General features: G+C 64.7%; 14 protein-coding genes and 2 pseudogenes. 9 read left to right on the forward strand and 7 right to left on the reverse strand.

The features are described 5' to 3' along the window. The first annotated feature begins 13 nt into the window (after positions 1-13). From ABE483_RS01975 to ABE483_RS01990, 4 genes and pseudogenes are all read left to right on the forward strand, one after another. Positions 14-2,638 (forward strand): glycoside hydrolase family 3 C-terminal domain-containing protein, encoded by a 2,625-nt coding sequence (locus ABE483_RS01975; RefSeq protein WP_346481056.1) that lies wholly within the window; start codon positions 14-16, stop codon positions 2,636-2,638. Then, a pseudogene (locus ABE483_RS01980) lies at positions 2,631-4,112 on the forward strand (MFS transporter); the annotation flags it as partial. The gene ABE483_RS01975 and the pseudogene ABE483_RS01980, both read left to right, overlap by 8 nt. Positions 4,113-4,160: 48 nt before the next feature. Then, positions 4,161-5,111, forward strand: a complete 951-nt coding sequence (locus tag ABE483_RS01985) for a glycoside hydrolase family 43 protein (protein ID WP_346462696.1) — start codon at positions 4,161-4,163, stop codon at positions 5,109-5,111. Beyond that, the gene (locus ABE483_RS01990) at positions 5,101-5,970 is read left to right on the forward strand and encodes an aldose epimerase (protein ID WP_346480987.1); all 870 of its coding nucleotides are present in this window, start codon (positions 5,101-5,103) and stop codon (positions 5,968-5,970) included. Before ABE483_RS01985 ends, ABE483_RS01990 begins: the two co-directional genes overlap by 11 nt. A 5-nt stretch (positions 5,971-5,975) precedes the next feature. Here the strand turns inward: ABE483_RS01990 and ABE483_RS01995 are convergent, their stop codons facing one another. Then, on the reverse strand, positions 5,976-7,466 hold the full coding sequence (locus ABE483_RS01995) for a DUF1254 domain-containing protein (protein ID WP_346480988.1): 1,491 nt from the start codon (positions 7,464-7,466) through the stop codon (positions 5,976-5,978). Between the two features lie 54 nt (positions 7,467-7,520). Further along, positions 7,521-9,080, reverse strand: a complete 1,560-nt coding sequence (locus ABE483_RS02000; protein WP_346480989.1) for a DUF1254 domain-containing protein — start codon at positions 9,078-9,080, stop codon at positions 7,521-7,523. Between the two features lie 146 nt (positions 9,081-9,226). Between ABE483_RS02000 and ABE483_RS02005 the strand changes: the two genes are divergently transcribed. Continuing rightward, a complete protein-coding gene (locus ABE483_RS02005) occupies positions 9,227-10,618 on the forward strand; it encodes an aldehyde dehydrogenase family protein (protein ID WP_346480990.1) in 1,392 nt (463 codons plus the stop codon). A gap of 141 nt (positions 10,619-10,759) precedes the next feature. On the opposite strand, the gene ABE483_RS02010 is transcribed toward ABE483_RS02005, so the two are convergent. From ABE483_RS02010 to ABE483_RS02030, 5 genes are read right to left on the reverse strand one after another with little or no spacing between them, the layout of a single operon-like run. Next, the gene (locus ABE483_RS02010; RefSeq protein ID WP_346480991.1) at positions 10,760-11,830 is read right to left on the reverse strand and encodes an ArsO family NAD(P)H-dependent flavin-containing monooxygenase; all 1,071 of its coding nucleotides are present in this window, start codon (positions 11,828-11,830) and stop codon (positions 10,760-10,762) included. 24 nt (positions 11,831-11,854) lie between these two features. Further along, the gene (locus ABE483_RS02015) at positions 11,855-12,133 is read right to left on the reverse strand and encodes an FAD-dependent oxidoreductase (protein ID WP_346480992.1); all 279 of its coding nucleotides are present in this window, start codon (positions 12,131-12,133) and stop codon (positions 11,855-11,857) included. Positions 12,134-12,136: 3 nt separating this feature from the next. Continuing rightward, positions 12,137-13,195, reverse strand: a complete 1,059-nt coding sequence (gene arsB, locus ABE483_RS02020; protein ID WP_346480993.1) for an ACR3 family arsenite efflux transporter — start codon at positions 13,193-13,195, stop codon at positions 12,137-12,139. Positions 13,196-13,215: 20 nt separating this feature from the next. Then, the gene (locus tag ABE483_RS02025) at positions 13,216-13,707 is read right to left on the reverse strand and encodes an arsenate reductase ArsC (protein WP_346480994.1); all 492 of its coding nucleotides are present in this window, start codon (positions 13,705-13,707) and stop codon (positions 13,216-13,218) included. 27 nt (positions 13,708-13,734) lie between these two features. Then, complete coding sequence (locus ABE483_RS02030; protein ID WP_046272489.1) at positions 13,735-14,049, reverse strand: metalloregulator ArsR/SmtB family transcription factor; 315 nt, start codon at positions 14,047-14,049, stop codon at positions 13,735-13,737. Between the two features lie 41 nt (positions 14,050-14,090). Between ABE483_RS02030 and arsH the strand changes: the two are divergent. The 4 genes and pseudogenes from arsH to ABE483_RS02050 all read left to right on the forward strand — a co-directional run bounded on the left by arsH (position 14,091) and on the right by ABE483_RS02050 (position 15,965). Next, positions 14,091-14,832 (forward strand): annotated as a pseudogene (arsH, locus tag ABE483_RS02035) (arsenical resistance protein ArsH). Beyond that, positions 14,829-15,248 carry an arsenate reductase (glutaredoxin) gene (gene arsC / locus ABE483_RS02040; protein WP_346480995.1) on the forward strand — a complete coding sequence of 140 codons (420 nt, stop codon included), beginning with the start codon at positions 14,829-14,831 and terminating at the stop codon, positions 15,246-15,248. Before arsH ends, arsC begins: the two are co-directional and overlap by 4 nt. A 30-nt stretch (positions 15,249-15,278) precedes the next feature. Further along, positions 15,279-15,485 carry a hypothetical protein gene (locus tag ABE483_RS02045; RefSeq protein ID WP_346462336.1) on the forward strand — a complete coding sequence of 69 codons (207 nt, stop codon included), beginning with the start codon at positions 15,279-15,281 and terminating at the stop codon, positions 15,483-15,485. A gap of 216 nt (positions 15,486-15,701) precedes the next feature. Then, entirely contained in the window at positions 15,702-15,965 is a 264-nt protein-coding gene (locus ABE483_RS02050) for a DUF3653 domain-containing protein (protein ID WP_123729278.1), read from the forward strand. Positions 15,966-15,989 lie beyond the last annotated feature (24 nt).

Here is a 15,989-nt window from a genome sequence, read left to right on the forward strand (position 1 = left end):
GCTGTGCGCTGCCATGGCAGCGGCGACCGCCGGTCATGCCGCGGAAACCCAGCCGTGGCTGGACACCTCGGCCAGCTTTGAAACCCGCGCCGCCGCGCTGGTGGGGCAGATGACCCTGGAGGAAAAGGCCGCCCAGATGCAGAACGCCGCGCCGGCCATCGAGCGCCTTGGCGTTCCGGCCTACGACTGGTGGAACGAGGGCCTGCACGGTGTGGCGCGGGCAGGACAGGCCACGGTGTTCCCGCAGGCCATCGGGCTGGCCGCCACGTTCGATGTGCCGTTGATGGGGCAGGTGGCCACCACCATCAGCGACGAGGCACGCGCCAAGCATCACCAGTTCGTGCGCGAGGGCTCGCATGGCCGCTACCAGGGCCTGACCTACTGGTCGCCGAACATCAACATCTTCCGCGATCCGCGGTGGGGCCGGGGCCAGGAAACCTACGGCGAAGACCCGTACCTCACCGCGCGCATGGGCGTCGCCTTCGTTCACGGCCTGCAGGGCGACGACCCGGTGTACCGCAAGCTCGACGCCACGGCCAAGCACCTGGCGGTACACAGTGGTCCCGAGGCGGATCGCCACCACTTCGACGCACGGCCCAGCAAGCGCGACCTGTACGACACCTACCTCCCGGCCTTCGAGGCACTGGTCAAGGAAGGCCAGGTCGACGCGGTGATGGGCGCCTACAACCGGGTGTACGGCGAGTCCGCCAGCGCCAGCAAGTTCCTGCTGCGCGACGTGCTGCGCCGGGACTGGGGCTTCAAGGGCTACGTGGTGTCCGACTGCTGGGCCATCGTCGATATCTGGAAGCATCACAAAATCGTGCCGACCCGCGAGGCCGCCGCGGCGCTGGCGGTCAAGAATGGCACCGAGCTGGAGTGCGGCCAGGAGTACGCCACGCTGCCCGCAGCCGTACGCCAGGGCCTGATCAGCGAGGCGGAGATCGACGACGCGGTGACGCGCCTGTTCACCGCGCGGATGCGGCTGGGCATGTTCGATCCACCCGAGCGCGTCCGCTGGGCGCGGATACCCGCGTCGGTGAACCAGGCCCCGGCACACGATGCGCTGGCGTTGAAGGCCGCCCAGGAATCGCTGGTGCTGCTGAAGAACGATGGCGTGCTGCCGCTGTCACGCACCCTCAAGCGCATTGCCGTGGTCGGCCCGACTGCCGATGACACCATGGCACTGCTCGGCAACTACTTCGGCACACCGGCGGCACCGGTGACGATCCTGCAGGGCATCCGCGACGCGGCGAAGGGCATCGAGGTGCGCTATGCACGCGGCGTGGATCTGGTCGAAGGACGCGATGATCCCAGCGCGACGCCGCTGATCGAGGCGGCGTATCTGCGACCCTCGGCCGACTCCCCGGAACGCGGCCTGCGCGGCGAGTACTTCCGTACGCCCGATCTGTCCGGGACACCGGCGCTCGTCCGCACCGATGCGCAGATCGGCTTCCGCTGGGACCGCGGCTCGCCGACCGACAACCTGCTGGCCCGCGGTGAAGCGGCGCCGGGGCAGGGCATTCCCAACGATGGCTTCAGCATCCGCTGGCGTGGCCAGCTGCTGCCGCCGGTCTCGGGCCGTTACCGGATCGAGGCGGCCGCCGATGACGGCTTCCGTCTCTACGTGGATGGCAAGCGGGTGCTGGACCATTGGGCCAACAGCGATCGCCTGCGCAGCGACGGGGTGGACCTGGACCTGCGGGCGGGCCGTGCCTATGAACTGACGCTGGAGTACTACGATGCCGAGCGCGACGCCGGCGTGCGGCTGGGTTGGCGCATGCCCGGGGCGAAGCCGCCGTTCGAAGAAGCCGTCGATGCCGCCCGCAGCGCGGATGTGGTGGTGTTCGTCGGCGGCCTGACCGGCGACGTGGAAGGCGAAGAGATGACGGTCAACTATCCGGGCTTCGCCGGCGGCGACCGCACCGACCTGCGCCTGCCCGCCACCCAGCGCGCCCTGCTGGACGCGCTGCACGCCACGGGCACGCCGGTGGTGATGGTGCTGACGGGAGGATCGGCGCTGGCGGTGGAGTGGGCTCAGGCGAACCTGTCCGCGATCCTGATGAGCTGGTATCCCGGGCAACGCGGCGGCACCGCCGTGGGCGAAGCGCTGTTCGGCGACGTCAACCCGGGCGGCCGGCTACCGGTAACGTTCTACAGCGCAGACCAGGTGATGCCCGCATTTGATGATTACGCGATGCAGGGCCGCACCTACCGCTACTTCCGCGGCACGCCGCTGTATCCCTTCGGCTACGGGCTGTCCTATACCCGTTTCGACTACGGCAAGCTGAGCCTCGATGCGCCGCGCATCGCCGACAAGGGCGCGCTCAAGGTGCAGGTGGAGGTGGCCAACACCGGCGAGCGTGCGGGCGATGAAGTGGTGCAGCTGTACGTCCGGCGGTTGGCGGCCGGCGCAGGCGATGCGCAACAGACGCTGCGCGGCTTCCAGCGCGTTCATCTGGCGCCGGGCGAGCGGCGCACCGTGGCGTTCGATCTCGAGGCGCAGCAGGCGCTGCGCGAGTACGACGACGCGCGCGGCACCTATGCCGTGCCGCCCGGGGCGTATGAGGTACGGATAGGCGGCTCAAGCGCCGATGCCCGCGTGCGGAGCCGCTTCACCGTGGAGGCGAATCGTGACTGATACCCGCCACGGGGAGACCCCCGAGCACACGCTGTCCGTCCGGGAGAAGCTGGGCTACAGCTTGGGCGACCTCGCGGCCAACCTGATCTTCCAGACGCTGATTACCTACCTGGCGTTCTTCTATACCGATGTGTACCGGTTGCCGCCCGCCACGGCGGCCACCATCATCTTCGTGATCGGCCTGCTGGGTGCCTTCGTGTTCACCCCGCTGATCGGCATTGCCGCCGACCGCACCGCCAGCCGCTGGGGAAAGTTCCGGCCCTGGATCCTGTGGACGGCGATCCCGTTCGGCGTGCTGTCACTGCTCGCCTTCAGCACGCCGGACCTGGGCGCACAGGGCAAGGTCCTCTATGCAGTGGTGACCTATGGCCTGCTGATGTTCGTGTACGCGGCCAACAACCTGCCGTACTCCGCGCTCAGCGGCGTGCTGACCGGCAGCATGGCCCAGCGCAACAGCCTCTCGGCCTACCGCTTCGTGGCGGTGATGATCGCGCAGTTCATCATCCAGGTCCTGCTGTTGCCGCTGGTGCTGATCCTGGGCGACGGGGATCGCGTGCAGGGGTTCGAACGGGTGATGACCGTGTTCGCGGTGGTGGGCACGCTGTTCTTCCTGATCACCTTCGCCACCACCCGTGAGCGCATCGTGCCGGCGAAGGAACAGACCGGCGGGGTGCTACAGGACCTGTCCGACCTGCTGCACAACCGGCCGTGGAAGGTGATGCTGGCCCTGACGGTGCTGGTCTTCATCAACCTGGCCCTGAAGGGCGGCACCTACATCTACTACTTCCAGTACTACATGAGCGAGGCCGCGCTGGCGGGCTTTCTCGATGCTTCCGGTTTCAACCGTTTCATCGGCGGATTGAACGCGGCCCTCAACGGATGGGGCCTGTCCGGCTTCACCTGGCCGGAGGATCCGGCGACCTCGGCCTTCAGCCTGTTCAACGCCTGCGGCATCCTTTGCATGATCCTGGGCATTGGGGTCTCCCGGCGCCTGGCCGACCGCTTCGGCAAGCGTGATGTGTTCGGTGGCGCGCTGCTGGTCTCGACCTTGTTCCTGCTGGTGTTCTACCTGTTTCCGCCTACAGCGGTGGGGGTGGCCTTTGGCGCCTTCATGCTGCACGGGTTCTGCTACGGCATCACCATCCCGCTGCTCTGGGCGATGATCGCCGATGTGGCCGATTACTCCGAATGGAAGAACCATCGCCGCGCCACGGCAATCATCTTCTCCGCGATGCTGTGCGGGCTGAAGATCGGGCTCAGCATCGGCGGTGCGCTGGTTGCCGGCATTCTTGCGCACCACGGCTATCAGGCCGGCGCGGAACAACAGCCCCAGGCCGTGGTGGACGGCATCCGCCTGACCGTAAGCATCTACTGCTCCCTGCCGTTCCTGGTCGCGGTCGCGCTGCTCTTCTTCTACAAGATCGACAAGCGCATGGAGACGCGCATCGAGCAGGACCTGCACCTGCGTCGGCAGGGACCCACTCTTGATCAGCTCAAGGCGCATGCCATCTCCCCGCCGCTGGTGACCCACATCTACACGGCCGACCCCTCGGCCCATGTATTCGAAGGGCGCCTGTACATCTATCCGTCGCACGATATCGACGGCGGCGCGCCCTTCGACGACGAGGGTGGCCACTTCCGCATGGAGGATTACCACGTGCTGCGGATGGACTCCCCCGAGGGCGAGGCCACCGATTGCGGCGTGGCGCTGCATGTGCGCGACGTGCCCTGGGCCGCGCAGCAGATGTGGGCACCGGATGCGGCGCATCGCGACGGCCGTTACTACCTGTACTTCCCGGCCAAGGACGCGCAGGGCATGTTCCGCATCGGCGTCGCGGTGGCAGATCACCCAGAGGGCCCGTTCACTGCGGAGCCCGAGCCGATGGAGGGCACGTACTCGATCGACCCGGCCGTGTACGAGGATGATGACGGCACCCATTACCTCTACTTCGGCGGCATATGGGGCGGCCAACTGCAGAAGTACCGGGACAACCGCTTTGATGTGGCGCATGAGGAGCCCACCGGCGACGCGCCGGCACTCGGCCCGCGAGTCGGCCGGTTGGACGCGGGCATGACACGGCTGGCGGAGCCCACGCGCGAGATCGTCATCCTGGACGAGCACGGACAGCCGCTGCGGGCTGACGACCATGCGCGTCGGTTCTTCGAAGGGCCGTGGCTGCACAAATACCAGGGGCGGTACTACCTTTCGTATTCGACCGGCGATACGCATCTGCTGTGCTACGCCATCAGTGACAGCCCATATGGACCGTTCACCTATACCGGCGTGATCCTCAAACCCGTGGTGGGCTGGACCACGCATCACTCCATCTGCGCGTTTGGGGCGCAGTGGTACCTCTTCTATCACGACGCCTTGTTGTCCGGCGGCGTGACCCACCTGCGCTCGGTCAAGTGCACGCCGCTGCAGATGGAGGCGGACGGCAGCATCCGGACGATCGATCCGTATGGCGCTTGAAACCGCATCACCGAAAGACGATGCGCAGGCGCCGTTGCCTGCTGGGCGCCTGTACTGGTTGCGGGCAGGAAGGCTGGAGGTCGCGCTTGCACCGGACGCCGGTGGACGCGTTGCCCAGATGCGGTACGACGGTGTGGACTGGCTGGTGGGCGAGCAGGAGGGTGGGGCAGCTGCGATCGGATGGGGGTGCTATCCGATGGTGCCGTGGGCGGGGCGCCTGCGGCGCGGGCGCTTTGTGTTTGATGGAAACCGATATGCGCTGCCGACGAACTTCGGCGGGCATGCGATCCACGGGGTGGGTTTTTCACGGCCGTGGCAGGTCGACAGTCTCGGGGCGGATAGCGCCATGTTGTCGCTGGAGCTTCCTGAGGATCGCTACTGGCCGTTCGGGGGCACAGCGACACAGGCCATCCAGATGCGTTCCGACGGCCTCGATCTGCATCTGGCCGTGCAGGCTGGCGACCAGCCCATGCCATCCGTACTCGGCTGGCATCCCTGGTTCCGCAAACCGGACCGACTGCTGTTCGCTCCCAAGGCGATGTACCCCCGGGACGGGGAGGGCATCGCTACCTTGCCCTGCGTGCGTCCGGCGCCCGGGCCATGGGATGACTGCTTTGTAAGCCCCGTCGACGTGGTACTCGTCTCAGCCGGCCAGCGGCTGCGCATGCGAGCGGACACCGAACACTGGGTGGTCTACGACGGCGCCGCGCACGCCACCTGCGTGGAGCCACAGACCGGCCCGCCCGATGGGTTCACGCTGGCACCGAACCACCTCCAGCCAGGTCAGCGGCTGGCGCTGACGTTCGAGCTGACATGGCAGATCGACACCGGCGATGATCGGGCGCCCGGGGATCGGTAGCCGGGTCACTGATCGGCTTGTTTCGCTGCTGCTCCGCCGTCGGTCGTTCTGATCACGGCGGGTGTGGTCCAGCGGCCCTCCAGCAGCGCCGGCTGCGGGCGGTAGTAGCGCATGAACATCACGAACGGTCCCTTGGGAGCGGGCAACCAATTGGCCTGCCGCTCCTTGCCGGGCGAATCGGCCTGGATGTAGATCGTCAGACCACCGTCGGGATCCTTCTTCAATCCAGCCAGCATCGGCGAATTGATCAGGTAGCGGTTGATCGGATTCTTGACCAGCAGCTGCTGCGGCAGCCCGTACATGGTGACCGACCAGAAGGCGTCCACGGGCGGCAGCTGGTCCTTGGCAAAGCGCAGGGTATAGGCGCCTTTGCTGCCGTCCAGGGGCTGGCCTTCGGAATCCTTGTCCAGGATGGGGTACATCGCCTCTTCGCGGGAGTTCGCACCGATGCCCACCTGGGTCCCGGTGGCACGGGCGACGTAGTCGTTCTTCAGGAAGTCCCGACTGCCGAACAGGGCATCGGTCTTGCCGCCAAGCGATGCGCGCTTGTCATCGATCTGCTTCTGCCCTTCCGCCATGCCCTCCTTGAGCGCGGCCTGCATCGGCGGCGGCAGGCGGTTCGCATCAAAGGGCTTGCCCGGCTCGATACCCAGCGTGGCGAAGCGTTCGCGCAGGGCAGCCTCACTCAGGTGCGGCGGCTGCGCGAACTGCAGCAGGAACGCCAGCTGGTTGAAGAACTCCAGCGATGTCCGATCCTGCGCAGGCGGCGTGGGCGTGATCCATGCGATGGCGGGCGCCGGCGGCGGTGCGGGCGTCCCGGCGAACGCTGACAACGGCTGTACCTTGTAGCCGGCCTGGATCTTTTTCACGTTCTCCAGGTCTGCCGCATTGAAGAGCTGGGTGCGGCCAACCACGCTGACCAGGTCGGTCTCCGAGCGGATCACCTTGGTGATGCCCTTGGGCGCTTCACCCTTCCAGCCCGGCCCGGCGATCAGGAAGCTGCCGCCGTCATTGCCGGTCGTGCGGCTGCCGATGTAGTCGAAATTAAAGGTGTACAGATCCATCAACTGGAAGACGAAGTAACGCTCCTTCGCCATCCTGGGCACGGTGATCACCACCGGCTCTGCCCGCAGATCCAGCATGGCAAAGGAGTAGGGCGTGTCCGAATTCGGCGTCACGAATGCAGTGTCGTCCGGGGTGAACACCCGGGCGATATTCAGGATGGCGTTGAACGGCCCCTTGTACTGCGGGTTGGAGGTGTCGACGTTGAACGCATAGACGGTCTTGTACGTGTCCACCATCGGGACACCGTAGACGTAGGCGTCGCGCGCGATCGTCCTGGCTTCTTCCAGCGCGGCAGTGTCTGCCGCTACGGCGGAAGCAGCAGGGGATGCGGCGGGGGCGTGACCTGCCGCGGCGTCGCGGTCCTTCTCATTGTCGGACGATCGCTCGCCGCAGGCGCTGAGCATCATGCCGCTGGCCAGGGCAAGCAGCATCCCGATTCCCGTAGCCGATCGAATTCGATGATGGTACATGCATCTCTCCTTGAATCAGGGGGTCGGGTTCGGCACCGGCTGCAGGGGAGGCAGGTTCCACTTGCCTTCGATGGCGGTGCGGCTCGGGCCGTAAACACGCCCGACAGCGCTGTAGGGGCCGGCCGGCGCCGGCAACCAGTTGCTCTCCTTCTCCTTCCCGGGGGAGGCGTGGCCGATATACAGCGTCAGCCCGCCGTCGGCGTCGTACTTGAGCCCGGGGGTACGGTCGCCGATGGAGTAGCGTTTCAGGTCGTTGGCATACAGGAAACGGTCCGGAAGCGCGTACAGCGTGACCGACCAGAAGAACTTCGCCGGGGGCAGGGCATCCTTGCTGAAGTGGATCATCGACAGCGCGTTGCCGTCGCCGACATACCCGCCATACCACGCCTCCTCGATCGAGTTTCCATACAACCCCTTCTCGGCCCCGATGGCACGGGTGAGGTAGTCGTTCTTCAGGAACGCGCGCGAGCCGAACAGGCCATTGGACGAGAGCGTCGCCTTGGCCTTCTCGGCCATCGCCGCCTTCGCGTCGGCGACGCCGGCATCGATGGCGGCCAGACGGGCCGGGCTCAGCGCAGCGGCATCGAAGGGCTGCCCGGGACCGATACCGATCTTGGCGAAACGCGCCATCAGCCCAGCTTCGTCCGGATTCGTCGGCTGGGTGAACTGCAGCAGGAAATTCAGATAGCGGATGAAGTCGTGCGAATGCGCCTTTTCAGCGTCATACGGGGGGAACTCGATCTGCGGCGCCGCCGGAGGCGCCGGGGTCTTCAGGTAACTGCTCAAAGGCTGCAGCTTCATCCCTTCCTGGATCTTCTTGACGTTGGCGATGTCCCCAGGGCTGTTCAACGCGGTGCGCGTGAGCGTGAGGACCAGCGATGTTTCGGATGGAAACACCTCCTTGATGCCCGCCGGCTTGTCGCCTTTCCAGCCCGGCCCGGCAATCAGATAGCTGCCCGCCCCGTTGCCGGTCGCGCGCGAACCGATATAGGCGAAGTTGTAGGTGAACAGGTCCACCCACTGCTGCACGTAGTAACGCCCCTCGGGCACCTTGGGCACGGTCACGACCCAGGGTTCCGCGCGCAGATCCAGCCAGGCCCAGGAGTAGGGCGTATCGTTGTTGGGCGTCACCACGTCGTGGTTGTCCGGCGTGTACAGCTCGGAATAGTGCCGGAACCTGCCGAAGCCGCCGACGTACTCCGGGGCCTCGGGCGAGGCCACCTGCTTGTAGAGCGTGTTGTAATTCTCGAGCATCGCAAACGCATAGATGTAGGCCTCCTTCGCAATCGCGCGCGCCTCTGCCTGATCCTGGTCGTCAGCTGTGGCGGGGCGGGACTCCGGTGACGGCGCTGGCGCGGCTTCCGACCGGGCAGGCGGGTTCTCCTGGCGCTGGCAGGCGGGAAGCAGCAGGATCGACATCAGCGAAAGCGAGGACACGCAAGGCATCAGGCGCATGGCAATGGGCTCATAAGGTTCCATGACCACTGTCGTCTGCATGCCGCACCGCGACAAGCGCGTATCCACTGTCCTGCGGTCAGTATTTTTACTGAGATGCCAGGCAACGATGCGAAACACACCTGATGCTCCCGTCCCGAACGCACACTGAAGCAATGCGAGCCAGTGAACTTCCAGTGATGCGCGTCGCTGAAGAATTCACGGCAGAGGAACTGCACGAAAGCGACCCTTTACGGACCGCCTTTTGAAGTGAAGAGTCTCTTTCCATGCCCAACAAGCAACTCACCACGATCAATCCGCTGACCGAGGAAGTGGTCGCCACCTATTCCTACATGTCTGACGCCGAAGCCGCCGCCGTTGTGAAGGCAAGCCATGAAGCGTTTCTGCAATGGCGTCTGCGCAGCCTGGATGAGCGCGCAACCGTGATCGCTGGCATCGCGAAAGCACTTCGCGAGCGCAAGGAAGAATTTGCACAGCTGATGACCGACGAGGTCGGCAAGCTCATTGAAGACAGCCGCACCGAGATCGAGCTGTGTGCCGGTATCTGTGACTACACCGCCAAGCAGGGGCCGGTCGTGCTGGCCGATGAGGAGCGCGATGTGGAAGGTGCCACAGGCATCGTGACCCACGCGCCCATCGGCGTGGTTTACGGCATTCAGCCGTGGAACTTCCCGGCCTACCAGGCGATCCGCTATTCCATCGCCAGCCTGATGGCAGGCAATGGCGTACTGCTCAAGCATGCCGAGAGCTGCACCGGTAGTGGGCTGCTGCTGCGTGACATCTACGAGAGTGCCGGGCTGCCCAAGGGGCTGTTCGGGGTGCTGTTGATCAGCCACGACCAATCCAATGACATCGTGGAAAATGATCTGGTGCGCGCGGTGACACTGACCGGCAGTGAGGCGGCAGGGCGTACCGTGGCAGCCAAGGCCGGCGCGGCCCTCAAGAAGACCGTGCTTGAGCTGGGCTCCAACGACGCCTATCTGGTGCTGGACGACGCCGACCTGGACTTGGCCGTGGCGACCTGCGTCAAGGGCCGCCTGTTCAACAACGGGCAGACCTGCGTCAACGCCAAGCGCTTCATCGTGACAAAGAAGAACTATGACGCCTTCGTCAGCGGCTATGCAAAGGCGTTCGAAGCGATCCGCATGGGCGACCCGAATGCCGACGACACCCAGCTCGGCCCAATGGTCTCCAAGGCGCAGCGCGACAAGCTGCACGAACAGGTGACCAAGAGTGTCTCCCAGGGGTCACGTCTGGTGGTTGGCGGCGAAGTACCAGACCGCACCGGCTGGTTCTACCCGGCCACGGTGCTGGCGGATGTGGCGCCGGGGCAGGTGGCCTACGAAGATGAGCTGTTCGGCCCTGCTGCGGCCATCATCCGCGCCGAGAACGATGAGGATGCGATGCGCATCGCCAACGACAGCCGCTACGGCCTGGGCGGCGGCATCTTCAGCCGCGACGTGCAGCGTGCCCGGGAGCTGGCCACCAAGTACTTCGACACCGGCATGATCTTCATCAACACCTTCGACGTGGCATCGCCAGCGCTTCCGTTTGGTGGTGTGAAGGCGTCGGGCTATGGTCGCGAGCACGGTCCGGAAGGTCTGAAGGAGTTTGTGAACGTCAAGTCGATCAAGATTGCCGCGAAAGCATCGGCTTGATTTCAGCACAGGCGCATGGCCAAGGATGGCCAGGGCGTCGATGGCGGTCAGACATCAGTGGGACACGGCAGGGATCAACTGCTCCCCCTGTTCGCTGAAACGGGCAAGCAGCGCCGGGGCTACTGTCGACACGGGTCTTCGCTAGATGTCATTGGGTACGCAATAGTCAGTGACCTGCCTGACGGCCTCGCGTGCGTAACGCGTGACCCCAATCAGCGTGGCAGAGGCCATACCATTCCAATCCCCGTATCCCAACAACCAAACTGAGGGCATCGCCACCGCGCGCAGGCCGCTGCCGTCGACCTCCACCCGGCCCTTCGGGGTTACAAGGTCCAAACCCTTCAGGTGCGACAACGCCGGGCGGAAGCCGGTGCACCAGATCACCGCATCAAACGGCCGTTCGGTGCCATCGGCCCATTGCATGCCGGCGGGGGAGAAGCGGGCAGGCGGTGGGACCGCGGCGAGTACCCCTCGCGCCCGCGCGTCTAGCACCGGCGGCACCATCACGATGTCGCCGAAACCACCTGTCGGCAGCTCGGGCTCCCTGCCTTCTTGCTGCGCCTTCCATCGCTCGGTGGCGCGTTCGAACAGCACGCGGCCATCGACGTCATCGGCCAAGAAAGCCGGTGCGTGCTGGGTGATCCAGGTGGTTTCAGCCAGCATCGATACTTCAGCCAGAATCTGCGCACCGGAATTGCCACCGCCCATGATGGCCACCCGCATTCCGGCAAAAGGCGTAGCGGTACTGTAGTGGGCAGAGTGCAGCTGGATCCCGGCAAAGGAGTCCAGCCCCTCGTACTCGGGCGTGTAGGGTTCTCCCCATGTTCCGGTGGCGCTGATCACCGCCCGCGCCAACCATTGCCGACCGTCGCTGGCCTCCACCCGCAGCCGTTCGCCGACGCGGGTGATTCGTTGAACGCCGATGGGGCGAATGATCGGCAGCGCATATTTCTGTTCGTACCGCGCCAAGTAGGCCAGCACCTCCGCACGCGCAGGGTAGGGGCCTTGGCTGGCGGGCATGGGCCATCCGGGAATGGAGCTCCAGCCCGCCGGGGAAAACAGATGCAGCGATTGCCAGGCATGCTGCCATGCGCCGCCGGGCGACGCTTGTGCATCGAGAATCACATAGGACAGCCCGCTGCGACGCAGGAAATAGCCGGCTGAAAGACCCGACTGGCCACCTCCAATTACCACCACATCAACGCTGTCCATCTGTGCTCCCTCGCGCCGCCGCGCTCAGGCGGCGTTCTTACGCTGCTGTTGATCGGAGATTTTGACTGCATCCAGGTAGCGCTCGGCATGCGCCTGCATGCGGCTCATCAGGTCCGGGCCCATCAGGCCGTGTGCATCTCCAGGCCAGTTGTCCACCTCGGTGGTGGTCATCAGCTGGCCGCCCTGCTGCAGGCCGGTGATCACGACGGGCTTGAGGTTGGCGCGCGCGGCGTAGACGGCGGCGGTCCAGCCGGCCGGGCCGGAACCGAGGATCAACAGCGGGATGTGTCGGGTCGTGCTCATGACTCAATGACTCCGTGCGTCGGCAGGAAAGTAGCGCTTGCCCAGCCGCAGGGCGACATGGACCAACAGGATCAGCACCGGCACCTCCACCAACGGACCTATGACTGCAGCGAAGGCGACCGGCGAGGCCAGACCAAAGGCGGCGATGGCGACGGCGATGGCCAGCTCGAAATTGTTGCCAGCAGCAGTGAAGGCGATCGCGGTCGTGCGCGGATAGTCCTTGGCAATGAACTTGCCCATGAAGAAGCTCAGCACGAACTGAATGATGAAATAGAGTGTCAGCGGGATCGCGATGCGCACTGCGTCCATCGGAATGCGCAGCACATCGCCCCCCTTCAGGCTGAACATGGCAACGATCGTGAAGAGCAGCGCCGCCAGCGTGATCGGACTGATCGCCGGCAGGAACTTATCTTCATACCAACGCACGCCCTTGCGCGTCTTGAGCCAGCGGCTGGTGAGGAACCCGGCGAGGAAGGGGATGCCCAGATAAATCAGCACCGCCTCGGCAATGGTCCAGAAGCTGACGTCGATCACGCTGCCCTGCAGCCCGAACACCGGCGGCAGCCACGACAGGAAGAACCACGCATACACACTGAACAACGCGATCTGGAAGATCGAGTTGAAGGCCACCAGGCCGGCCACGTACTGGCTGTCGCCGCGTGCCAGCTGGTTCCAGACCAGCACCATGGCAATGCAGCGTGCCAGGCCAATCAGGATCAGGCCGGTCATGTATTCGGGGTAGTCGCGCAGGAACAGCACCGCCAAGCCGAACATCAGGAACGGACCGATGATCCAGTTCTGCACCAGCGAGAGCATCAGTACGCGCTTGTCGGCGAACACCTTGGGCAGCTCTTCGTACTTCACCTTGGCCAACGGCGGATACATCATCAGGATCAGGCCAATGGCGATCGGGATGTTGGTCGATCCGATCGACAGGCTGTGGAGCGCGCTGGGCACGCCTTCGAACATCGTGCCCAAGCCGACGCCCAGGGCCATCGCCAGGAAAATCCAGAGCGTAAGGTACCGGTCCAGGAAGGACAGGCGGGGGGAATCGGTAGTCATGGCAGGTCTCGGAAAAGCGCTTAGTCAATCTGCGCGATCGGGTCGAGGCGGGCCTTCAGCGCCACGCGGTCGTCCCAGGCGCTGTCAGGAATCTCCAGGAAGGCCTGCAGGCGTCGCTTGATGATCTGATGGGCACGATCAAAGGCTTCTGCCTTCTGGGCATCCGAACCTTCCACGCCGGCCGGGTCGAACAGGCCCCAATGCACGCGGGCGAAGTCACCAAACACCACCGGGCACGCCTCGGCGGCCGCGCTGTCACACACGGTGACGATCAGGTCCATGGCAGCGGCATCGGCTTCGGCAAATTCGTCCCAGGACTTGCTACGCATGCCCTCGACCGGGAATCCTTCGCGCTCCAGCTGGGCAATGGCAAAGGGATTGACGCGACCGGCCGGCTGGCTGCCCGCACTGAAGGAGAGATAGCGGCCTTCGCCCCATTTTTTAAGGGTCGATTCGGCAAGCACGCTGCGGGCGGAGTTGCCAGTACACAAGAACAGAACACGACGGGTCATTTGAGCGATCTCTATGACGGGGGAAGGTCAGCAGCCAGCAGGACGTTCGCAGGCTTGTTCGTCGGCGCAGCAGTTTTCGGTCAGGTAGGCCACCAGCGCGCTCATTGCCTCGAACTCGGCCCGGTAGCAGATGGTGCGACCGCGCTGCTCGGCGGTGATCAGGCCAGCGGCCAGCAACTCCTTCAGATGGAAGGAGAGGGTGGCGCCGGGAAGGGAGAGGGACTGGGCGATGTCGCCGGCCAGCTTGCCGCCACTTCCGGCCTGGACCAGCAGGCGGAAGATGGAAAGCCGGGTGGCGTGACCCAGGGCGGCCAGGGCGTGAGTTGCGTTTTTATGTTCCATGATTCTAGAATAGTCGAATCGAATAAGCAGGACAACCCCCCATGCAACACCTTCCCAATGTCGTCCCGGGCGCCTTGAACCCTCCGGTGGCCGAAAAGCTGAGCGAGCCGAATGCCGCGCCGCACCCGGCCTCGCATCCTGATCTTGTACGGTTCCCTGCGCCCGCAGTCGTTCAGCCGAAAGCTGGCGTTGGAGGCACAGCGGTTGCTGGAACATCTGGGCGCAGAGACCCGAGTGTTTGATCCGCATGCGCTGCCGATGCTCGATTCGGTGCCCGCCTCCCACCCCAAGGTGCAGGAGCTGCGTCAGGCCTCGTTGTGGTCCGAAGGGCACGTGTGGGTCAGCCCGGAACGGCACGGGACGCTGACTGCCGTGTTCAAGAACCAGATTGACTGGCTACCGCTGGAAGAGGGCAGCGTACGCCCGACCCAAGGTCGCACCCTGGCAGTGATGCAGGTCTGCGGTGGCTCCCAGTCCTTCAACGTGGTCAACGCGTTGCGCGTTCTCGGCCGCTGGATGCGGATGGTCACGATTCCGAACCAGTCCTCGGTGGCCAAGGCCTGGCAGGAGTTCGATGACGAGGGGCGCATGAAGCCTTCGGCCTACTACGATCGCGTCGTGGATGTGATGGAAGAACTGGTCAAGTTCACCCTCCTGGTGCGTGGCCGCAGTGACTACCTGGTTGATCGCTACAGCGAACGAAATGGGGCTGTCGAAGCGGCCGCGCTCACCGCCGCGGCCGGCGTCGTCGAGACCGCATTGAATGACAAGGAGAGCGCATGAACGCTGTCATCTATCACAACCCCAGGTGCGGCACCTCGCGAAACACCTTGGCGTTGATTCGCCACGCCGGCATTGAGCCTGAAGTCATTGAGTACCTGGTCAACCCACCCAGCCGAACGCGGCCTGTCGAGCTGATTGCCGCCGCCGGATTGGATGTTCGCGGTGCAATCCGCCAGAAAGGCACACCCTATCTGGAACTGGGGCTGGACGATCCCGCGTTGAGCGAGGACGCACTGCTGGATGCCATGCTGGCCAATCCTATTCTCATCAATCGCCCCTTCGTCCAGACCACCATGGGCACGCGCCTGTGCCGGCCCTCCGAGGTGGTTCTGGACATCCTGCCAGCAGTGCACGAGCCCTTTACCAAGGAAGATGGCGAAGTGGTGATCGATCAGGACGGCAAGCGCGTCCGCTGAGTTGCTAAGTGGCAGGGAGAGTTCGCGAGCATGCAAAGCGCGTCCAAGCAGCCGCAAAAGCTGCCCCGGCTGATCGTTGCGCTGGGAGTGGGCCAGATCATTGCGTGGGCCAGCAGCTATTACCTGTTGGCCATTCTGGCGCTTCCCATGTCCAGAAGCACTGGCTGGATCGAGCTGCCATTGTGGGAACACAAACGAACTGCTGCGCCGTCTTTGAACGCACTTTGCTTGAAGTAATTGCAGATTTACGTGGCGCCGGGTTGCAGATTTACCTGCTTCGTCAAGGGAGGCAAGGCTCGGATCCACAGCCAGACCAGTCTCAGACTGCCAAACGGCATTTCGCATAATGTATATTATGTTAAACGTTGGCCGGTACTACGCGGGCCTGATCCGCCTGCTGCTGGCATCGCTCTTGCCTCTCCGTGGTTCCAAGGACAAAGCGAGCATTGATGCATGTGCCAGTACCTGACCGGCCCCTTCGCGGGCTGGAGCGTCAGAGGCAACTACCTAGTCAGCCCTGACGGCGACCGCATGACCCCCGAACGGATCGCCGGGCTGGCATGGCGCGATCAGATGGAACTCAGGGTCGCCGGGTTCGCCTCCCGGCGCAAGGCCGAGGCCGGACAGCGAAAAGCCGGTCAGCGCCAGATGGTGAAGGTCGTCGTTGTAGACCTGGGCGACTTCCGTGACCGGCACTTCGGGCGGTCTGCTGGCTGAGAGCGTCTCCGTAGGGGCGCCGCC

This window comes from Stenotrophomonas sp. TWI602, assembly GCF_039674045.1.
Lineage (GTDB): Bacteria > Pseudomonadota > Gammaproteobacteria > Xanthomonadales > Xanthomonadaceae > Stenotrophomonas.